This is a genomic window from Paenibacillus terrae HPL-003 (assembly GCF_000235585.1).
Taxonomy (GTDB): Bacteria; Bacillota; Bacilli; order Paenibacillales; family Paenibacillaceae; genus Paenibacillus; species Paenibacillus terrae_B.
Map to the genome: position 1 here is coordinate 1052084 of NC_016641.1, position 22514 is coordinate 1074597.

Genomic DNA, 22514 nt, shown 5'->3' on the forward strand with positions numbered 1-22514 from the left:
GAAGCTGATTGCACTGTAGAATGCATGTCTATTTTAAGAAATAGGCCATTAACACATCGTCCACGAATTGGCCCGCTATGTAAAACTCCTCATGCAAACGTCCTTCGATCGAGAATCCGCATTTTTCATAAAACATAAGGGCCTCCGTGTTGCACGAGAGTACCCGCAAGCTTAGTTTGCGAATGCCCTCAGCGGCTGCAATATCCTTCATAGCGTTCATAAGCGCCTTCCCAATACCTTGGCGGTGATAGTCTGGATGCACGGCTATATTTATTTCTAACACATGGCAATTACTAGCCAACAGCGTTGGAGAACGAAATCCGATATAACCGCAGAGCACTCCCTGTTCGATAGCGACCAGTTGAGAGCCCGGAGGCGTATTGCGCAAAAACTCCCCACGCGACTTCCATGACAGCGAGGCGGGGGCCGTTCGTTCATTCCATACCAATTCATCCAGCGCAATCAGATCAGGAGCATCCTTCATCTCCGAATGACGTATCGTCAGGGGTTGACTTGTAAGCAATTTCTTTCAATCCTTCCTGTGAAGGCTTTCCTGAAGTATAGGCAACAACCATTCGTCATTTATTGTACCATAATCACGAGCTTGTCACAGTCTTTATTAGGACTTAAGAACTGGAAACGTCTGCCTTGGACGTAGTAGTCTCAAAAGCATCCTCTTCACAGCGGGAACGGTTCAATCTGCTATGCAGAATGAAAAACAGGATGGACAAAACCGCCACGCCCGATGCCAGCCAAAGTGTGGGTGGGAGACCACCGCCATCATATAGCCTCCCCATGATATAAGGCCCCATCACCCGTCCGGCTGCACCAATACCCCCTACTAACCCAATGTAAAAGGGGGCCCCCCGACCTCCGTGATCCGACAAAAATGCCGGAACCGCAGGTGCGATCAGCATTTCTCCCAGGGTCGCCAAAACCATGGCGAATATCATCCCCGTATAGTTCTGTGTGCCTAACATGACGATATAAGCTGCCAAATAAAATCCCCCTGCCCACGTCATTTGAGCCGAAGCGTGACGGGCATAAAGACGCTTGAGCCAGAAGATAATCGGCTGTGCAGCAAAAATAAGCACACCGTTCAGTGTCCATAGCAGCCCATACATCGTTTTAGGCAAGCCCTGCTCAATAATATATGGAGATACGCCCGTATTCCAGATCGAATTACCGAACCATAAAAAGAGCGAGCCCAACCCGACGAAGAAATACAACCTGGTATCACGGAAAAGCAGCCGCGCTGGTATTTCCTCTGTTCTTTTCTTCACGGACTTGCTGAGATGAACTTCCCCCTCTTCCCGGTCGACCCTGCTCAGATAGGACCAGAAAAACCCGGCAAATACCGCAGAGGTAATCCCGTTCATGACAAAGCTGAGCTGATAGGAGAGATCGGCCAGAACGCCGCTCAGTCCCGTACCCAATGCCACCCCTATATTATTGGCTACATAGATAATGTTGAACAGCTCTCCACGACGGTCAGCAAAGCGAAAACCTACAAACGCCTGAATCGCGGGCACAGATACAACATTAAAAAAGCCGATAAAGCCCATCATAATAACAAACGCAATCCAGTGACCGCTGGTAAACGGAAGCGTGAGAAGTCCCAGCGCGTTCATTGTCAGCGAGCCGACAATCAGTTTTTTGGCCCCAATACGGTGATAAAGGGCCCCTCCCAGCACCTGACCAAAAATCCCGCCCAGCGATTGCACCAAAATCGCAATCCCCGCATCTCCCATACTGCGGTGCAGCTCGTCAAACACATACATGCTAACCAACGGCCACATTAGAGAGCTTCCGGCGGAATTAATCAGGCTGGCGACAAGAAACACTTTCACTTCTTTCGGATAAGAATCCAACCATTTCATATATTTTGTTTCTCCTTTAACATCTGACACCATAAAAAACATTATCTCATTGGCGCTTCACATTCACCACCGTTGAAAAGAAAGTAGCCCCCCGCCCCATATCCGACAGCCGGTCAGAGGTTAACGCATTGGCACGCTGTCTGCGTCCTTTACCTTCCCACCATAACCCTTGGCTAATCACCGTACCGGGCAGCATCAAATCCGTGACCTTGGCTTTCAGCTCATACGTTCCCCGGTCGTTCCATACCGTAACCGGATCGCCATCTACGATGTCTCTTACCTGAGCATCCTCCGGGTGAATTTGCAGCAAAGGCTCCCGTTCCAGCCGCTGATGCTTGGGCAGATTCGCGAACGTTGAATTCAGAAAATTATGATTCGGTGGCGAAATAAACATCAGCGGGAACCGCTCGTCCGCTTGCGGTCGATGCTCTCCGTCATATCCTTCGATCAGCGGCACATACGAAGGCATCGCGGGCAGACCCGCTTGCTTCATCTTTTCTGAATACAGCTCAATCTTGCCCGAAGGCGTAGTCAGACGATCCAGATAGGTAGCCTTCGGCGTCATGTCCAGTTTGACAAAAGGTGACTTTTTTAAAGCTTCCAAAGTCACACCGTTGAGATAAGGATTTGTCGGGTTATCAAGTGCACCCGCGATCATATCCTCTTCACTTTCCGTGAAAGCAGCCTCATCAAAGCCCATAGCCTGTCCGAGCAGGCTAAACAGCCCATAGTTGCTTTTGCTTTCCCCGAGTGGAGCAATGACCGGCTCCTGCATCTGGATATAATGGTGCCAATACGATTTATACAGGTCTGTGCCTTCAAAAGAAGATGCCGCAGGCAGTACAATATCTGCATAGCGGGCCGTATCGGTGAGGAACAGGTCGTGAACGACCGTGAACAGATCCTCCCGTTCAAACCCCTGCGTCACCCGGTCAGCATCAGGGGCTACGACAACCGGATTGCTGCAATACACGAACAGCGCCTTGATCGGCTCGTCCTTCTGTAGCAGTGCTTCGCCGATTTGGTTCATGTTTATCACCCGGGCATCCGGGTTCTTACGCAGATCAGGACGCGCCAGGTTGGCACCGTTGAATTTGCCGTAAGCGCCGTTGGAACGTGAGGCTCCCCCGCCGTGCTTCAGCCATTGCCCGGTGAGCGCGGGCAAGCATGTAACCGCGCGTACATTCATGCCGCCATTATCGTGATGCTGAAGCCCGTTGCCAATGTTGATATATGCCGCACGCGCCTGCCCGTACATCTCCGCCAGACGAATAATATCTGCCTCCGGCACACCTGTAATACGTGAGACCCGCTGCGGGGTATATGCCTTCACATGCTCGCGCAGTTCCTCATGACCGACCGTATAGCGGCGCAAAAATTCATCGTCCGTCAGCCCTTGCTCGAACAGTACGTGCATAACACCCAGTGCGAGCGCGGTATCTGTTCCCGGGTAGAGCGGAATGAACCAATCCGCCCATTGCGCTGTCCGATTGCGGTGGACATCAATGACGATCACCTTGGCACCTTTTTTACGTGCCTTCTCGGCCAATACCACCTGATGCATATTGGTGCTGATGACATTTCCACCCCATACAATAATGAGGTCAGCATCCTCTGTATCCTCCGGACTGGTGCCACCCTTAAAACCCATGACGGATGCCCAGCCTTCATTCCCAGCCACACTGCAAATCGTCTGGTCCAGTTGGCTTGAACCTAGCGCATTGAAAAAACGGCGATCCATCCCGTCCACACTCAACACGCCCATATTGCCGTAAAAGCTGTAGGGGAGAATAGATTCCGGTCCGTCCGTGCGAATCAGTTCCTTAAAGCGGCCTGTAATGGTATCCACTGCCTCCTCCCAGCTAATTCGTTCGAACTTCCCTTGCCCCTTGGGACCTACACGCTTCAACGGATAGAGCAGCCGCTCGGGGTCATACACTCGCTCCGTCATATTGCGAACTTTGTTGCAAATGGCCCCTTTCGTAATAGGATGATCCGGATTGCCAGCCACCTTGACGATTTTTCCAGCTTCCTTGTGAAGCAGGAGCCCGCACGTATCCGGGCAATCCAGCGGACATACAGCCGGAAAAATACCGTCCGTACGCTCTGTCACTCGTTGTCTCCTTTGCAAGTCTTGCTGAAGCACAGCCTCAGGAGACGCACTGTTGCGATGATCCATGGTGTTGATACTCCTTCCCGTTACCGTTTCCAAAAATTACACTGTTCTTATCATATATACAGCTATGTCCTATGGCAAGAGAAGGATTTTGCCAACCCAAATCCATCTACAAAGCTCAAAAAATCCGCTTGCTGCTCACAGCAAAACGGATTTCTAATATTCTATATTTTTTTTGATAATACCTGTTTCAGTATTGAATACCAAGGGTAAAAGAGATCAAGGCATTATGGACGAGAGCACACTCATCCGCCATGCCAAATCATGGACCACTCCCAAAAAAATCCGCCATGACAGGTTTCGTTCCCCCGGACCTGCCATGGCGGATTTGCTTTGTTCCGATTTTCTAAGCTCGGCTTAATCAAGCATGGTCACTCAACGGAGTTGTTGCAGTAGACGAAGGTGCCTGAGATGAATCATTCACAGGATGCATAGCGGAATGAGGCTTTTTCAAATATGCCAACCAGTAAGCTCCAGCTACGAACATACTTCCTCCCACCAAATTCCCCAGCCAAACCGGAATGAAGTTCATGATATAATCTGCCCATGAAAAATGACCTGCGAAAATAGCCGCTGGAATCAGAAACATATTGGCTACAACGTGCTGAAATCCGATAGCTACAAAGGCCATTGTCGGGAACCAGATCCCCATAATTTTGCCACCGATCGAATCCGTGCTATACGCCAACCATACAGCCAGCGCTACCAGCCAGTTACATCCAATACCGGATATAAACGATTGCAAAAAGCTTTCATGCAGCTTATGTCCCGCCATATCCACCACTTTGTCCAAATAAGGTCCTGTCTCGGTTAAACCCAGCACATGACCAAAGAAAAAGGCAACAAACAACGCGCCTGCAAAATTACTAAGCGTAATAATCGCCAAATTACGGAGCATCGCCCCGGTCTTGATCCGTCCTGCCCATCTTGCCAAAGGTACAGCCATCATATTACCGGTCAGCAATTCTCCGCCTCCGATCAATACCAATACCAGACCTACAGGGAACACGGCTGCTCCAATAAAAGTAGCAATACTTCCCCATTCTTTGGGCGCACTTGCGATAACACGTATATCCAGCAAAAAACCAAGCGCAATAAATGCACCTGCCAAAAATCCCAATACCACGGCCACAGTCCATGGATTGTTCGCTTTGGCCACTCCTGTTTCCACCGTCTTTTCAGCAATCTGCCCCGGTTTATAACTTGCCATATATTCCGCTCCTTTAACATCTTTTTACTCCAGCATTCTCTCACATATTTTATTTAAAATCAGAGATTTTGTTTGTGAAAAAAATCACTTTATTGAATATTAAAAAAACAGCCCTTGGATAAAGGACTGTTTTTCGTGTATTCTAGTGTCTACCGCGCCACTAAGTGCCTATGATTTAGTTATATTCTTCCTTTTCAGCTGCCCTCAAGAACCAAATAACTCCTCCGAGTCCTAACAGCGCCACGACTACAAGAAAAAGGATATAAAACAAATCCATAAATCACTTACCCCCTAATCCTTATGCTCTCTATATTGTACTATAAGGATTCATCTGTACGTCTCATATTGTTGACAAACTTATGAACAATGTCACAGACAAATTGAATTATACCGTAATGGGCTTCCGTTCAGATATCGGCGGCAATGCTTGCAAACCCGCTGCATTCAAGAAATTCCAAGGCTTGTTATAATGCGGCTGGAAGAAGAAATCCACAAAGGCCAGTTGATCAATGGTCATATGATTTTGGATCGCCACCGACAGGGTATTAATCGATTGGGTCAAATCTACCTTCGACATAATTTGTGCCCCGACAATTCTCCGTGTCTCCTGCTCATATACAACCTTCAGCAGCACCTTTTCCGAGGTTGGCATAAATTCAGGACGGTAGCTGTCCTCAATGGTTACAGCCTCTACAGCCATGCCTTCGTCCGCTGCTGCCACTTCCGTCAAACCTGTTCCTGCAATATTATCTTCATAAATTTTAATACCCGAAGTTCCCTGTGTTCCCATATAGGCAATGGTTGGCTTGACCAAATTGCGTGCCACCAGCGTACCCATACGAACAGCGTTGGTTGCCAATGGAATATAAGCTGTTTTGCCTGTCGGGTTGTAATGGATTGCACAGCTATCGCCTGCGGCAAATACGTCCGGGCAGCTGCTTTGCATATAATTGTCCACAATGATCGCGCCGTTGGGCAGCATGTCTACCTGACCTTTAAGTAGATCCGTTTGAGGACGGAAGCCGATGCAGAGAATAACAAGCTCTGTTTCATATTCTCCTTTGGATGTCACCACTTTGTTCACCTTACCGTTATTTCCTTCAAAACGGCTCACTGATTCTCCCAGCACCAGCTTGATGCCATGTTCCTTCAAGGAATCTTCAATTCGGTCTGTATATTCCGGGTCCAAATATTTATTCAAAATACGATCCGCGCTGTCAATCAGCGTTACGTTCTTACCGTTCATTTGAAAAGCTTCTACCAACTCAACACCGATATATCCGGCTCCGACAACTGTAATGTTCTGTACATGCTTGGCTTTCTCAATGATGTCATTGGAATGATTATAGTTCTTGCAGAGCAGTATATGATCGAGCTCAATACCTTCCAGCTTCGGAATAATAGGCCACGAGCCCGTAGTTACAATCAATTTATCAAAGGTGTCCGTAAACTCTTCTCCTGTTTGGAGATTGCGTGCTTGCAGCGTTTTGCCTGCTGTATCGACATTCGTTACCTCATGAAGCATCTTGGTCACGACACCCAGCTCAGCCAATTGGTCCGGGGAAGAATAAAACAAGCCGTGCGGATCTTTGACGACACCACCTACGTACAGCGCAATACCACAGGATAAAAACGAAATATTGTCATTACGCTCGTAAACGGTAATTTCGGCATCTGGATAATATTTGGCTGTGTTGACGATGGCTGCCGTACCTGCGTGTGTACATCCAATAACTGCTACTTTCATGTTAAATTCCTCCTTGGTGTGTGGGCATACAATGTATAATAATTGTGAATTGTTTCACGTAACTGCGTTGTTGATTGTGATTTATTTCACTTCATGCACTTATTATAATGTGACATTTTTCACATTGCAATAGCTTTCTATGATATTCACAATTTGTCCACATTTTTAAAGTCAGGAAGATACAAAGTCAGCCGTTTGCTGAAACGACTCTTTGCTTCATTCAGTTTTTCCCGTACAGGGCTTGATTATGCCTTTTATCAGGCTTCCAAATGCTACTGCAACGATCAACCGAATGTGAAATACAGACAACAAAAAAGGCCGAATCCCGGAAACAACGGAGATTCGACCTTATATAGAAGTATATTTCTGACTAATCTGGAAGCTATTATAGCAGTTGCTCGATGGCCGCTTTCATCGCCTCTGGTGATTCCTTGGGTTCAAAGCGCCCCACAGGCACACCTTCACGATCCACAATGAATTTCGTGAAATTCCATTGAATCGTGCCATCTTCCTGCTCTCCAGGCTGCTGCTTTTTCAAATATTCAAACAGAGGTGCTGTATCCGGACCGTTAACGTCCACTTTAGCGAATACCGGGAAATTAACCCCGTAATTCAGTTGGCAAAATTCAGCGGCTTCCTCGCTGCTGCCTGGCTCCTGACCGCCAAATTGGTTACAAGGGAAGCCTAATACAACCAGTCCCCGATCCTTATATTCATCATATAGCTTTTGCAAATCCCCATATTGCGGGGTAAGTCCGCATTTGCTTGCGGTATTCGCGATGACCAGCACCTTACCGGTGTAGGTATCCAGAGGAACCTCCTGATTCGCTGGTGTTACGGCATGATGTGAATAGACAGACATATAGCACCCTCCTTTGTTTCGCTTGGTTTAAGTTTCATCACCTATTTTACCCAAAACAAGACGGACATGCCAACATCCCTCGACTTTAGCGAGACGCCACCACTTCGAGTCTGCGTTCTTCACGTTCTGAAGCGGACATCCTTGGACACGCAAAACAATACCGCTGGCCTCCACCTGTCTTGTAATATTGACAGCAGGACGGTTTCATATATGCCTTCTCACCGGGACGGTAAGGGTTATCCAGCTCAACGAGACGAACCGTAAACGGGTTTCTTTTCCGCCCGAATACCTCTCCCTCCAGCTCCCGCGTCACATAATCATAATCTTGTTCAAAATGCTCCACATCCTGTGGATCGGTTAGCGATGGCTGTACTCTGTCCTTAAAATACAGCAAAGTCAGCGGGAACTGTCCCCACATCTGTCCAACAGATGCACCTCCTGCCGAAGCCATCGCCTCCAGTATCGGTCTGATTTGCAAGCTGTAAAAGTCACGCAACACCTGCTGCGCCTGCCCGGATGAATGATGCTCGTTTTGCCTGATGTTGTCCAGCTCTGTTTGGTCGATGACCTGAAAGCTGATGGCGGGATATTTCCCTTGATAACAAATATGAAATCTGAGATTGGAAACCGACAGATCGAGACGACGTTCACACAAAGACACCATAAAATGCTGAGCAAACACAAGACCACGCAACTGGTTCACAAAATAAACGGCTGTGGTCAAGCCGTCTTCCGCACGCAGCAACTCACCATAATACTCCATCACAGGGCCAAGCTTATCCGGTTCAAGCCATTCTGCCACGGGCCCGGAGTATACCGCATCTTCTGGTGTGTCTGTCACGATTCGCGCCAATTGCTCAAGCTGATCATAATCCAGTGGTTTCATTAGGTCTCCTTTATCCTCTTGCCGCTACCTGTGGTCTGGCTTCACGCCGCTCGGAAACGGAGCCCACTAGTTGATTCTCTTCCAGTTCCAATCCCTTCACGGCTTGGCTTACCGCTGGTTGCCCGGCCAAAGCATATGGAAGACACAGCGGCACACCTGTACGAGGATCTGTTACGATATCTGCTTCAATACCGAACACCTCGCGCAGCACGTCAGGGGACATGACCTCGGTTGGCGTTCCCACAGCCTCGGCCTTGCCTTTTTTGATCGCGACCATATGCTGGGCGTACCGGGCTGCATGGTTCAAATCATGCACGACCATGACAATGGTACGTTCGGCTGAAGTGTTCAAATACTCTAACAAATGCAGCACTTCCAATTGATGCGCCATATCCAAAAAGGTAGTTGGTTCATCCAGAAACAAAATATCCGTATCCTGCGCAAGCGCCATGGCAATCCATGCACGCTGGCGCTGCCCGCCAGAAAGCTGGTCGATTGGGCGATCGTGGAACTCGCTCATTCCTGTCACCTGAATGGCCCACTCTACCATTTTACGATCATCTGCTTTCATGGAGCCAAAGCCTTTTTGATAGGGGAAACGTCCGTAAGATACCAGTTCCGTCACAGTCAAACCCTCCGGTGCAGTCGGATTTTGCGGCAAAATAGCCAACTGCTTTGCTACCTCCCGGGTAGATTGCTTATGAATGGATTTACCGTCGAGCAGAACGCTGCCGCCTTTAGGATTCATGATGCGAGCCATCGTCTTTAGAATGGTAGACTTGCCGGAGCCATTTGCGCCCACCAATGCTGTGATTTTCCCTTGCGGTATTTCAACGTTCAGGTCCTCCACAATCAACCGATCTTCATAAGCAATATCCAGATTAGCCGTTTTCAGACGAAACATTCGGAATCATTCCTTTCCCTTATCTAATATATAGTCACGGGCTTAACGCACGATATTCATCAAAACTTCATTCTATCTTTATATAATAAAGATATTGATAATCATTATCAAGTGTTAACTAGCATATTCCCTTAGCACGGGAATCATTTCACGGAAAATGACCTTGAAAATTCACAAAAAAAGATCACAGCTCTCAAAGCTGTGATCTTCTAAAATCCGGCAGACAACATCAGGACTGTACAGAACGCAGCCCAAATGCTTCAGCCATAAGACGTATGGATTTCATCTTGGCGTCAAAGTCGTGAATAATACTTGCCACCATGATTTCCTGTGTATGATAAGCCTCACTCAATTGCTCAATTTGGTGCTTTACCTGCTCGGGCGAACCCACCACCATACGCTTGCGATTCTCGCGGATGCGCACTCGGTCATATGGCGTATACGGATACGCCAAGGCCTTTTCTACGGAAGGTGTGCCGGCGGAACGCATTCCCTGCTCCAGCAGCACCAGAGACAAGTCCATGCTGGAGGCCAGGCGGTTCGCTTCTTCTTCAGTATCCGCGCAGATCGCAAATACGGCGACAAGCGAATGCGGCTGATCACTGTGCTGCGAAGGCTGGAAGCTTTCCTGATACCCCTTCATGGCTCCTGTGCCGCCTTCCCCGTTAATGAACTGCGCAAACGCAAAGCCCACACCACGCTCGGCGGCCAGACCTGCACTATCACCGCTGGAGCCAAGCAGCCACATTTCCGGCACGGTCTCTACGAGCGGCATCGCCTGTAGCGAACCGAAGCGATGCTGGTTGTCTGTACTGTCATGCAAATAGGCTAGCAGGTCATCCAGCTGCTCGGGGTACAGATCGACGCCACCTCGCATTTTACCTTCCTGCAGGGCTCTGGTAGCAATCGGCATGCCTCCCGGCGCTCGTCCCAAACCCAAATCAATGCGCCCCGGGTATAAGCCCTCCAGTACACGAAAGTTTTCCGCTACTTTATAAGCGCTGTAATGCGGCAGCATCACACCGCCTGATCCCACTCGAATGGTTGAGGTACGAGCGGCCAGATGCGAAATCAATACCTCCGGGCTGGAACCAGCAAGATTAGGGGCAGCATGATGCTCTGATACCCAAAAGCGATGATAACCCAAGCGTTCCGCCTCTATAGCAAGCTCAGCGGTCTTTTGTAATGCTTGCGCATGCGTCATGCCTTCCGATACCGGAGATTGGTCAAGAATGCTGAGTTTTATCATATAAAGTCTGACCTTTCTGTTTGGGAATAAGAATAGGCATTAATTATAGCACGCGAAGCCACAGTTACCCAAGAGGGTTCAATTTGATTTATACTGAAAAATTGATTTTTCACCGGAATTGGAAATGTTTATTTTTCGTTGAGGCCCGCCTTCACTTTATCCGCTTCATAAAGATGTGAACGCTTTTTAAAGAAACTAAACAGATGTGTGACGATAACCTTCAATACAGCATAGCCTGGAACCGCCAGTATAATCCCTACCACTCCAAACAGATTGCCCGCCGTCAGAATGACAAAGATAATCGTGATCGGATGCACCCGGAGAGACTTGCCCATAATTTGTGGAGAAATAAATTTACCCTCAATGAGCTGTACGACTGTCCATACGATGACCATTTTGAGCAGCATAACCGGAGATGTTACCAAAGCTACAATTAATGCAGGCGTAATGGCAATCACGGGTCCCAAATAAGGAACAACGCTCGTAAAGGACGCAATGACGGCAAGCGTCAGAGAATAGTCCAGCCCGATGATCAAGTAGCCGATATACAGCAGAAACCCAATACAGAAGCTGACAATAATCTGCCCACGAATATACGAGCTGACCTGATGATTCATTTCGGTCATAATACGATCGGTCTCTTTACGAAACATAGGCGGAAATATCTTCAGGACCGACTGTGGCAGCTTGCGTCCATCCTTCAGCAGGTAGAACAGAATAAATGGAACCGTAGCGATCGCAAGCACCGTTTCTGTGACAACACCCAAAAAGCTCCCCAAACTTGCCCAGGCATTATTAATGAAGGCAGATAACTTTTCAGAAGCCTTGGAGGCCAGCTCAGATGGATTGATTTGAATCGTGTTCTGGAACTGGTTCACAAAGTCACTGCCAATTAATTTTTCAAACTGTTGTTGTACTTGCTCGCTATATGCAGGCACATTTTGAACCAACCCCTGAATCTGATCGCGGATCACTGGCACTACCGATGTAATCACGATGGTGATAACCCCTATGATGAGCAAATACAGCACAATAATGGAGTATATCCGTTTGACCTTGTTGCGCTCCAATACATCAACCAGCGGATTGAACAGATAGTACAAAACACCGGACAAAATGACAGGGAGAATGATCGTTTTCAGCAGCACCATAATGGGGGTAAATATGTACGAAATTTTGGTGAACACCAATACATTCAAACCGATAAGCAGCAGTACCAGCAGGAATAACACAAACTTGTTGTTCAGAAAAAACTTTTTGAATCGGTCTTTCCATGCCGGAGTTGTTTCCACAATGACATTCCCCTTCTCTTTAAGCAAATGAGTTAATGGCCCTTTTATATTGTTAAGATATAATTTTAGATCAAAATATACAAGGTTATACCCGAATAACACAAAAGCAAACAAAGTTGTACGACAGCATACATACTTTGCTTGCTTTGGAATGTTATGGAGTATCGTTTATCTTGGTTGCAGCGGAATCCGTGGTTGTGGTCACAGGCTTGTTTTCTTGCTCAAACATATTTTGTACAAAGCTCTTAAGCTTTCTCTGGTCCACACCCAACACCTGTGCCCCCTTAACCGTCGTCTCTCGCACCAGCTCATTCGGTGGAATTTGCTGTTTCGCGATCGTTTTGGCGTCGATATTAAAGCCCAATGAAGCCAGTTGCAGCATTTCCGTTGTGCTCAGATTCGTTTCAATATATGGAGAGATGCTGTTTAAAATACTGGGCAGCTTAATCAGAGACGAGGTCGACTGGATTTTGCCACCCAGCTCGGTAATAAATTTGCGTTGCCGCTCCGTACGTGTAAAATCGGAAGTGGCATCATGACGAAAACGCACATATTGCAAGGCCGTTTTACCGTCCATATGCTGCATTCCCTTTTTCAGATCAATATCAAACTGGTGTTTGTCTGCTTTGGAAGTGTAGTACATATCCTTTTCGACATCCAGATCAATACCGCCCACAGAATCCACCAGCGCAATAAAGCCGTTAAAATCCGTGTATACATAGTATTGGATCGGTATGCCGAGCAGGTCGCTCACCGTTTGTCTGGTCAGATCAGGCCCGCCGTAAGAAAATGCGGCATTCAAGCGACTTTGCCCATGGCCCGGAATATCAACGTACGTATCACGCAGGATCGACATGAGCGTAGCCTTCTTCGTGACCGGATCAACAGAAGCAACCATAACAGAGTCAGAGCGTCCTGAATCCTCCCCACGTGAATCGCCGCCCAGCAGCAAAATATTCACTCTCTCTTTTCCATCCCACTCTGGGGGAAGAGATACTTCTATAGGTTGTACATTCGTTTGGGACTGGCTTTGTGCTTGCGGCTTAAATTTCGAATCCTGACCGGCAGCGACCGAAATTTGATTTGTAAAATGATATATAGAGTAAGCATAATATCCGCCCACCAAAAGAACTGCCGCAGTCACAGAAATGCCCAGCCATTTTAATAATTTTCGCATATTTTCGGGTAACCTCGCTTTTATTCAACATCTTTCAGCTTATAAAAGCATACCCTCCCTGCAAGTTATCTGTCAATTCGCGTCGACTGTTCAGCGTAACACGATTGACCTGTGACTAATAGTAGTTTTCCTTGTCTGTCACGCTGTTATTCTTATGTTCTTGCGGCGCCAGGTTAGCATTGTCAGGGGTGTCCGCGTACCATGGGTTAAGATGTACAAGCACCTCGTAAACCCTCGGTTCCTGCTTCATCACGGCCCCTTTGATCAGCCGGATAATATCATGTCCCTGCTGAATCGTCAGGGAGGCATCCACAGAAGCGCGGATATCCACAATAATATAACGACCGTGCTCACGGGCACGGATGCGGTCAATTCGCTGAACCTCAGCTACACTTAGGGCTGCTTGAGCATAGCTTTCGATTTCCTCGGTAGCCATAGCCTTTTCCATAAGCACATCTATGGATTCACGGCCCATTTCCCATGCCAGCCTCAGAACCAGCAATGCGACTACAAACCCGGCAATCGGGTCACCGTAGGATAAAATATGAATGCTCCAGTGCTCCCCGATCAGGCCCAAGCCGATACCCAGTACAGCAGCAGCGGAAGCATACACATCCGCCAAATGATCTTTGGCCGTAGCAATGAGACCCTGGCTATTGGCTGCCCTTCCGATACGGATCGTATATATATACAGCCATTGCTTCCAGAGCAGGGAGATGATCGCCGCCACCAATGCCAGTATATGCTCCTTTGGCATCGGTTCAAACAGCGCCATAATGGAATGGTAGCCGATAAATATGCCGGCTGCGAACAAAATGACTGCCACCACGCTGGCTCCAATAACCTCTGCCTTGCCGTGACCATATGGATGATCCTCATCCGGCGGCAGACTCGATATACGCATCGCCCCCAGCGCCGTTGCCGAGGCGATTACGTCCCCGGCGTTATGCACACCGTCAGCAACCAGCACCTTGCTGTTGAACATGACGCCTGTAATGATCTTAATGCCGGTTAATAGGATGTTGCTGATCAGGCTGATCCACGCTGACACCATAGCGCGTTTGCCCATATCCTGTTCCTGCATGATGTATACCCTCCGTATCTAGCTTGAAAATAACTGTTATCGCCAAGTTAATCCGTTATTTTCAAGGCAGCTATGCTGCTGGTTTTCTGTGGTTGCCCAAAATAGTAATGCCGCTTATTCCATCCTATGATGCTACCGCATTGGTGGCATGGGTGGAGATGATAATAGCCCCGGAAGATGAGCCTCTCCGGGGCTATTATCATAACCATAGTTGAGCGTTCTATGAGAACACTCTTGCTTTATCTGGACCGTCCGCGACGGCCTCCCTGTCCTTGAGCCCCGCGTGGTCCACCTTTGGCCTGTCCACCGCGACCACCTTGGCCTCCGCGAGCGGAGCCGCCACTGTTGCGGTCATATCCGCCGCGTTCGCTGCTTTGCCCTGCGGAACGGCCTTGGCCTCCGCGAGCGGAGCCGCCGCTGCTGCGGTCATACCCGCCGCGTCCGCTGCTTTGCCCTGCCGAACGGCCTTGACCTCCGCGAGCGGAACCGCCGCTGCTGCGGTCATACCCGCCGCGTTCGCTGCTGCGGCTGGAGCGACGTTCGCCGCCTGCGGAAGCTGCGCGCCCTTCGCGCGGCTGTTCTCGCTCTGTGCGGCCACGGCCTGCGCCGTCACGACGGCCCGCCTGTTCACGGCCGCTGCCCCGGCGTCCGCCGCCGGAACCGTTGCCGCCGAAGGAACGGCGGTCGTTTCTGCCTGAGCGGCGTTCTCCATCCTGCCGCTCAGCCGTACTGGCAGCAGGTCTACGCTGCCCACCGCCCTCGCTGCTGGTGAATGTGACACCAGCAACCTTCTGGATGTTCCGAAGCTCTGGAACATCCCGTGGCGTGGCGAGCGTTACCGCCACACCTTTGCCTCCGGCACGGCCAGTACGCCCGATGCGGTGAATGTAGCTTTCGGCATCCTGTGGCATGTCATAGTTGAAGACATGCGTTACACCTTCCACATCCAGGCCGCGTGCGGCTACATCGGTCGCTACAAGCAATTGAAGCTTCGCTTCACGGAACGCCTTCATCACTTGCTCACGCTTGTTCTGGGACAAATCTCCGTGAAGCTCGCCGCTCTCGAAGCCCATTTCTTGCAACTGCTCATTTAACGCAGCAGCACGGCGCTTCGTACGGCAGAAAATAACAGCCAAATACGGACGATCCGCATTCAGCATATCTACCAATGCCTGCTGCTTGCCCCGATCCGTCGTCTGTACAACGACCTGACGGATTTGACTCACCGGAACAGAAGAAGCAGACTTCACTTTTACATCCACAGGTTCGTTCATATATACACGAGCCAGTTTGCGGATACCTGCTGGCATCGTAGCGGAGAACAGCATCGTCTGTCTCCGGTACGGAACTTCCTGAAGAATCGTCTCTACATCGTTCAGAAAGCCCATGTGCAGCATTTGGTCGGCTTCATCCAGCACCAGCATTTTAACACCGCTCAGATCCAGCGTGCCGCGTCTCAGGTGATCCAGCAGTCGTCCAGGTGTACCGATAATCAACTGTGCGCCGCCCTTCAGCTTGCGAAGCTGACGCTCTACATCCTGTCCTCCGTAAACAGCCAGCAACGACAAGCTTGGCTCCGTAGCCGCCAATATGTTCGCTTCCTGTGTAATCTGGAGCGCCAGCTCACGCGTTGGAGCAATCACGAGCGCCTGCGGATGGCGCTTGTCCAGATTCATTTTTTGCAAAATCGGCAGTAAAAACGCAAGCGTCTTACCTGTTCCCGTATGCGCCTCGGCAATAACGTCCTGACCTTCCATCAACAGCGGAATCGATTCCTGTTGTACAGGTGTTGGTGCTGTAATTCCCTGCTCTTTCAAGGCGTCTACCCAATGTTGCTCTACGCCTAATGCTGCAAAATTCTTCAAGTGGTATTCACTTCCTTATCCGTATTCAATATGTGTCACGTAAAATAGGTTCATGTGCCATATGACATTCATCGTTCCATAGTTCAGAATTCCCATTTTTGTATCGGTTCTCATTCAACCCTTTTCAGGAAGGGAGCTTATCCGTTATCGTTGATTCTGTTCATGTAACCAAAACATACGGCCGCAATGCGGCTCAGGCCGTTCCATATATGACTTTCCTAGTATACGCGAATATGAACGGGTTTCCAAACCATTTTAATGAACGGATGCAAAAGATGAATTTAGTTGCCATGTCATATATTATGATAAAGGAAATGCTCGAACGAGATCCCCCGTATATGAATTATGTTTTCCAATCATGGACTTGTTTTTCTTTACCACAACCTTGAAAAATCCATTATACTAAACATCAGGAGGTTGAAACTTATGCATATTCAGGTACAAAACGTTGAAAAAAAAGAAAACGATTATCTCATTCATTACAAAGCCGGGGGCGCACTGCCGTTCGTTCCACATGATATTGTTCTGATTCATGGCAAGCAGTATTTTATCGGCACGATTGTGGAGGTAGAGTCGGAACAGGCTCTTGTACGGATCAATCCCGAATACGAGAACCAGTTGACAGGCTCAATCGGGCTTGAACTGGCTTTCTCACCGACGGTCTCCATTCAAGGAGCAGACAAAATCGTGGAAAAGCTCGGATATTTCCCTCCCTTTCATTATGACCAAATTACAGCAGCAGATATCACAAAGGACCAGATAACATTGACGATTGAACTATCACCCCCTACCGTACTGATACCCAAATCACCCGATCTGACTCCTTCGGCTGAACAGCCTTCACTTTCTGCGTCTTCAACGGCAAATGTACCCCGTTACGCGGTGATCTTTACTTTTTTAGAGACAAAGGAACATGAGCTGACCGCTATGGAAACGGAAAATATCATTTTACAGCTTGATTTTCGTTATGAAGAATCAGATATGGTCATTGATATTGATGCAATAACCGGACTGTCAGGCAGCTTCCTGTGCAGAGGCATCCGTGCGGAGATTGCAGAGTTGAATGAATAAACAAATGAACACACTCGACAAATAGCCGCTTTGCAAACTTTGGCATGGATGCCCTGCTCGGAAGCAAAGCTCAGAGTGGCTCTGAAGCTGATCCACAGTGATGCATACATATTAGTCAAGGAAGCAGAGCCTTTGCGCTGCTGTGCTCACATAAGCACCTGCCTTTCGCACAACATGCCCTGAAGCAATTGCTGCAACATGAAGAATTCGGCGTGTCTGCCAAGCGGGAACTGTCAAGATAATCGACAACCAAAGGAGAATCAACCTACTCATGCGAGTCAAAATATTTATATTCATACTTATTATTGGGGTAATATGTGTTCCCGCCTATTTCATCATGAGCAGCTTCGGGTTATTCCAAAATGAAAAGGTACTTGTACAGTACAAGGTTGCCGTGGACCTGGAGGGTGAAAAGTATGATGCCTGGCCTGTAATCAGCAGCTTTACCGCTATAGACAAAAAAGGCGACAACCGTCAGCTCTACTATCAGGCGGAAGGCGCCGGCTTAGAATACTTGTTTCAGTTAGCCTATGGACAATATGAACTCAAGCCCTCCAAAGAAAATCCTTTTTTGGACGGAAGAATTCACTACACCATGAATCATCCCGATTACGTCCGGCAAGAGAAGAAATATAAGAACGCCAACGATTACAGCCAGTTACAGCATTATTATAACCAGCAGGAACAAGTCATCTATACTTATAACCCCGAAGCCAAGCCTGACAAGGCATATGTTCGCTCCATCATCACTACAGGTATGACTCGCAGTTCTGGTGGATCAAGCAGTATGGTGAAAGATAACTATATCAATATCAGTAAGCTGTTCAAGGACAAGCTGGGAATTAACGTAAAAGTAGACGTGGACGAGGACAATAAAATCGTTACTTTATCCATGATATAAAAAATAACCGTGAAAAAGGAAGGGGCTACTTATGACAGAAACACAACAATGTCGATTGGGACCTGCCTATTTGGAAGGATGGGCTATACCTGAGAACCCGGAAGCATGGATTGAGCAGGAATGGACAGGCAAGCTCCACTCACAGGCCGGACATACGAAATTTCATATTTTTATTATGGAGAGTGGATGGACGAGCTGATCGCCGTAACTGAATTTGCACCTCAGCTCATGATTGCGGAGGATACAGTCACGGGTGAACAGATCGTGATATTTGATGGAACCCGACACGGTTACGACGCGCTGCTATGCAAAGTATATACGGAGGAACAGCAGAACAACCGCACTCCTCTTTTACCCTATTTAGATGAAGACGGTGAGGATACGTTCGAGGTGAGCGTGACCGCTTATTACAATGTCGATTGGGATGATGAATTTTCAGACGATGTGGATGAGTATGGGCAGCTTGAGCTGATCAACGGCAAGCTATGCGATTTTGAAGAGGCGAAGCGGAATGGCTTTGATGCGATTAGTATTACGATTATAAGCGCCAAAGGTCTGAAAACAGAAATCATTCAGGAAGAGCTGGCCTGACGAGGCTGCGAAGCCAAAGGAGTAACGATCATGTTCAAAAGAATTAAACACGAGCTACTCACCTTTCCACCCATCGGCGCATTGAAAAGGTCATTTTCAAGTGTTAAAATGGGAATAAGATGTGTATTCTAAAAAAGAGTGAAGATGCGTCAACATCCTCACTCTTTGGCAACAGCCGCTTTTAAGGGCGGTAGCCGTGTCAAAGGATGATCATTGAAATAGACCGTTTGCCTTTGTCGAGGGCGGTCTATTTCTTTTTATGGAAGGAAAGAATCAGGATAGTCTCGAAGCGTTAGTTCAAGCCGTTAGCCAAACGGAATAAAAGACTCTAGCAGCACTTTCACCTCAGGATCAGCCTGTTTCAGACTGCTTTTCAGCTTTTTCTGGCCACCCCAAATTCGGTAAACAAGCAGCTCTTTGTCGTATTCCTCCAGCTTCTCAAGTTCCTCCACCAGCACCTGTGCCTGCTCTACACTTTCGATTCCAGACGATTTCAACGGTTTGGCACTTTGGTTGCCTGCCAGAAGAATCGTCGTCCAAACTGGAATGGTGTCCGGCGTCAGTCCATGCGCTTCGGCAAAAGCAGCCGCGTAGCCGTCCTGTACTGACTGATGCTCCGTGTCCACCAGCTTCATATAGCGAATCACCAATGGAAAATAGTCCGTACCTTTAAGTCCCAGTCCCATCACCGCATAGGTGCCCGGCATCGCCGATTTTTCTCCCGGCTCCACATCGTTGTACCACTTGAACTCTTCCATCACGATATCTGCATACTCAGCCAGTAGCGGATAGAGAGCGGGATATTCCAATGCATTGGCAAAAAAACGATGCAGCGTGGATTTAGCCAGCTTGGGCACAGGCAGGATATTTTTTACCTTGCTCTTGAGCTTCAGGCGATATTCCTTGGTAAAGCCCTTCTGTAAAATATCGCATACATATACGAGCGCTTCCCTGTAGCTCTCTTCTTCCTCCGAATGAATATGAACCTCCAGCGTTTGCAAAATATCATTTGCTTTGCAGGTGACGCGCCCACTTGTATATAGCGCTGGAATGCTTCCTGACCCGCTTTTGAGCCATTGGGCAGCCTGCTCCGAGCCTAGCTGTGCAGCGATCTCCAAATATTTCTGCCGTGCATCCGCATGGGTCGAACCCACTCGCATCGCGGTGAGCAGGAACATTTCCATTGCTGGCGCAGGAATATTTGAAGGATGAATATCAGGCTCCTCCGTATAATCCAACTCATAGCTTTTTTTCCAGTCCGCATACTTCGCCAAAAATTCATCTTCAGCCCAACGCTTTAAGCCACGGTTGAGCTGATATCTCCATGCTTCCTCACGATTGCGGCTCACTTTCACTTTTGCATCCATTCGATTCAGAAGCTCATCCACCCGTTGGGCATCTATAGGGTACAAATGAGGATCGAGCATGTGCCTCACAAAGAAAAAATCGTCCTTTTCCTTCGGCACAGCTTTACTGGCAGGGTTGAGCTTCTGCTCTACAAACTGCTGGATAATGGCTAACAGGTGCTGCCGTTTATCTTCGTTCAGGAGCGAGAATGTAAAATGACTGGATTTCTTATCCAAGACCACTTTCAGATGAAATTCCAGCCGATAACGAAAGAACATGGGACTACATTCTTCAGACTTAAATAGAGCCTCTATCCGTTCCCTGAACACAGGCATCCATTCGTCCTGCACTTGCTGGAGCGTTACCCCCTCCGTAAAACCAGAAATTTTCGTATCCGGTCTACGGTTATCCCAATCAAACGGTTCATAGGTATCCACCCATAGCCCGTCCTCCTTACAGGTCACTTTTAAGTATTCATGAATCCCTTCGTGAAGGACACTTTTGGTCTGGAATTCGGCAATGCGCTTTTGCTCAGAGGCGTACGCCTTCTCAATTGCCTCGAAAATCGGATCTATGTATGCTTGTACCCCTGATGTCATTACGATGTGCTCCTCCTTCATCCCCTTACAAATTGTAGTTCCTACGTAATTAAGATAGACTTATCTATAACTATTTGATTTCCTGATTATAGCATATCTCTCATTTACTTTTGGTCTCTATCTCTATAGATAGAGTACCGGTAAGCAGGTGCATCCTATATGTATTGGGTTTCCACACAACATACGCCGGTGGCTGCATTCTTGCAGAAGCAGCATTGTCGGATTTTAAAGTAAAAGGAGGACGAATGAAAATGACAGCTCATTTTGAGCAAACCCTTGATAGGCTGGGAGAAATCGCAGAACGTCTGAGACAAAGCGGAATGCCTGACGTGGAGTACAAGTGGACGGAGGGCATCTCCACAGTGGAGCTGGCTGCTCTGGAGGAACGGCTACAGATGACCTTGCCTGCCTCCCTATCAGAATTGATCCAACGATGTGGCAGCCTATATCTGTTATGGTCGCTCCCCCAACACTGTATTGTAAGGGATGTATCGGGACGTACAGGTGAACATAGCTCCACCTCTGATTACGAACTGAACATACTCGAAGATATCACGGGTGAGTTTGGCTGGAATCATGAGTATATTAGCTATTTTACATTCTATGGGGAAAATGCAGACTCACCAGCGACAACGGACGAACATCGGTATCTGATTTTCAACTACAACGGTGCGGGCGATCCGGTATTGCTCGATTTGGCGACATCATCTGCCGAGCCAGCCGTGTTCTGCTATGATCACGAGCAGGATCGGTTCACCTTGCTTGCGGACAATCTGCCTGCTTATATAGACACCATCCTCACACTGCACGGCCTATGGGTATGGAATTGGATGACAGTGACTGACGAGCATGGCATTCAGCTAAAAAGTCCCCCGCTACAAATGTGGGTACGATGGCTGGATACGTTCTGCAATGTGAAGCTGGAGGATGCCCATTCGCTTGAAGCTTTGATTGAATACACCACGATGCATAGTGTAGACAATCCTGTCATATTGCAGGCTTTTCAGTCCTATGATCCGAAGGATATTTTCCTTGCCTGGGAGCAGCGCATTCAGCATAACCCTGCACAATTCGCTACATGGTTCGTTTTTATAGGAGAAACCGCTGGCGACGGAGCAGCCGATTGGGTACGCTCCTTATGGGAGCCGGACACCGCGCAAGCATGGACTTCTTTAGTCAAAAATAACTTCCATGCTGTGGGTGCCTTCACGTCACCACGTGCCTATCTGACCGCCCGTTGCCTGCCAGAGCATGAAGGATTGGCATACGTGTGCAATTACCTGCCACAGCATTCGGCGAGGGATGGTAAACTAGAAGGGTACGTTGCTAACGGGCAGCTACATCATTTTCATTCTCCAGAGGTCATTGACTGGATGCGGGACAAGGTAAACTACCCGGCGGATGGCTGGTCAGTGCTTTTTGCCGAGTCCTATCCTACGGTGGAGCAGCTATTCGACTGGCTATCCGACAGTGAGCTTCACCAAAAAATTGTAGCCGGGGCACTGGAGGTCATGATAAAAAAAGGACGCGTCCCTTCCCTAAAAGCTGATGCCCTGAATACAATCTCAAACCTGCTACAAGCTTCCTTGCAGCGCGTTATGCTCAAAAAAGATAAACGCCGTATTGAAGCAGTGCTGGAGCAGCTTTCTGATTTGGGGCTTTGCTAATCTTTT

General features: G+C 48.3%; 17 protein-coding genes and 1 pseudogene. 4 read left to right on the forward strand and 14 right to left on the reverse strand.

Translation table 11 applies throughout. From position 1 onward, the window contains the following. Window positions 1-28 precede the first annotated feature (28 nt). The 13 genes from HPL003_RS04940 to HPL003_RS05005 all read right to left on the reverse strand — a co-directional run bounded on the left by HPL003_RS04940 (window position 29) and on the right by HPL003_RS05005 (window position 16332). Window positions 29-523 (reverse strand): GNAT family N-acetyltransferase, encoded by a 495-nt coding sequence (locus HPL003_RS04940; RefSeq protein ID WP_014278516.1) that lies wholly within the window; start codon window positions 521-523, stop codon window positions 29-31. 103 nt (window positions 524-626) lie between these two features. Further along, window positions 627-1880, reverse strand: coding sequence for an MFS transporter (locus HPL003_RS04945; protein WP_014278517.1), 1254 nt, complete (start codon window positions 1878-1880; stop codon window positions 627-629). Window positions 1881-1926: 46 nt separating this feature from the next. Then, window positions 1927-4059: a molybdopterin-containing oxidoreductase family protein gene (locus HPL003_RS04950; protein WP_014278518.1), complete on the reverse strand. Its 2133-nt coding sequence runs from the start codon at window positions 4057-4059 to the stop codon at window positions 1927-1929. Window positions 4060-4417: 358 nt separating this feature from the next. Next, window positions 4418-5266, reverse strand: a complete 849-nt coding sequence (locus tag HPL003_RS04960) for a formate/nitrite transporter family protein (protein ID WP_014278520.1) — start codon at window positions 5264-5266, stop codon at window positions 4418-4420. A gap of 385 nt (window positions 5267-5651) precedes the next feature. Further along, window positions 5652-7013 (reverse strand): FAD-dependent oxidoreductase, encoded by a 1362-nt coding sequence (locus tag HPL003_RS04965; RefSeq protein ID WP_014278522.1) that lies wholly within the window; start codon window positions 7011-7013, stop codon window positions 5652-5654. A 385-nt stretch (window positions 7014-7398) separates the two neighbouring features. Continuing rightward, window positions 7399-7875, reverse strand: a complete 477-nt coding sequence (locus HPL003_RS04970) for a glutathione peroxidase (RefSeq protein WP_014278523.1) — start codon at window positions 7873-7875, stop codon at window positions 7399-7401. Between the two features lie 85 nt (window positions 7876-7960). Then, window positions 7961-8761, reverse strand: coding sequence for a hypothetical protein (locus HPL003_RS04975; protein WP_014278524.1), 801 nt, complete (start codon window positions 8759-8761; stop codon window positions 7961-7963). Between the two features lie 10 nt (window positions 8762-8771). Then, window positions 8772-9665, reverse strand: coding sequence for an ABC transporter ATP-binding protein (locus HPL003_RS04980; protein WP_014278525.1), 894 nt, complete (start codon window positions 9663-9665; stop codon window positions 8772-8774). Between the two features lie 229 nt (window positions 9666-9894). Then, window positions 9895-10914, reverse strand: a complete 1020-nt coding sequence (locus HPL003_RS04985) for an LLM class flavin-dependent oxidoreductase (protein ID WP_014278526.1) — start codon at window positions 10912-10914, stop codon at window positions 9895-9897. A 128-nt stretch (window positions 10915-11042) separates the two neighbouring features. Beyond that, complete coding sequence (locus HPL003_RS04990) at window positions 11043-12206, reverse strand: AI-2E family transporter (protein ID WP_014278527.1); 1164 nt, start codon at window positions 12204-12206, stop codon at window positions 11043-11045. 154 nt (window positions 12207-12360) lie between these two features. Then, on the reverse strand, window positions 12361-13383 hold the full coding sequence (locus tag HPL003_RS04995) for an LCP family protein (protein WP_014278528.1): 1023 nt from the start codon (window positions 13381-13383) through the stop codon (window positions 12361-12363). 115 nt (window positions 13384-13498) lie between these two features. Next, window positions 13499-14467, reverse strand: coding sequence for a cation diffusion facilitator family transporter (locus HPL003_RS05000; RefSeq protein ID WP_014278529.1), 969 nt, complete (start codon window positions 14465-14467; stop codon window positions 13499-13501). A 239-nt stretch (window positions 14468-14706) separates the two neighbouring features. Continuing rightward, window positions 14707-16332 (reverse strand): DEAD/DEAH box helicase, encoded by a 1626-nt coding sequence (locus HPL003_RS05005; protein WP_014278531.1) that lies wholly within the window; start codon window positions 16330-16332, stop codon window positions 14707-14709. A 426-nt stretch (window positions 16333-16758) separates the two neighbouring features. Here HPL003_RS05005 and HPL003_RS05010 point away from each other — a divergent pair, with 426 nt between their 5' ends. The 3 genes and pseudogenes from HPL003_RS05010 (at window position 16759) to HPL003_RS05020 (ending at window position 18895) form a co-directional block, all read left to right on the forward strand. After that, a complete protein-coding gene (locus HPL003_RS05010; protein WP_014278532.1) occupies window positions 16759-17403 on the forward strand; it encodes an immunity 50 family protein in 645 nt (214 codons plus the stop codon). Between the two features lie 271 nt (window positions 17404-17674). Further along, on the forward strand, window positions 17675-18304 hold the full coding sequence (locus HPL003_RS05015; protein ID WP_014278533.1) for a hypothetical protein: 630 nt from the start codon (window positions 17675-17677) through the stop codon (window positions 18302-18304). A 31-nt stretch (window positions 18305-18335) separates the two neighbouring features. After that, window positions 18336-18895, forward strand: a pseudogene (locus HPL003_RS05020) (hypothetical protein). 305 nt (window positions 18896-19200) lie between these two features. Here the strand turns inward: HPL003_RS05020 and HPL003_RS05025 are convergent. Next, the gene (locus HPL003_RS05025) at window positions 19201-20841 is read right to left on the reverse strand and encodes a DUF6138 family protein (RefSeq protein ID WP_014278534.1); all 1641 of its coding nucleotides are present in this window, start codon (window positions 20839-20841) and stop codon (window positions 19201-19203) included. A gap of 251 nt (window positions 20842-21092) precedes the next feature. Here HPL003_RS05025 and HPL003_RS05030 point away from each other — a divergent pair, with 251 nt between their 5' ends. Further along, the gene (locus HPL003_RS05030; protein WP_014278535.1) at window positions 21093-22508 is read left to right on the forward strand and encodes an SMI1/KNR4 family protein; all 1416 of its coding nucleotides are present in this window, start codon (window positions 21093-21095) and stop codon (window positions 22506-22508) included. The last annotated feature ends 6 nt before the right edge of the window (window positions 22509-22514 follow it).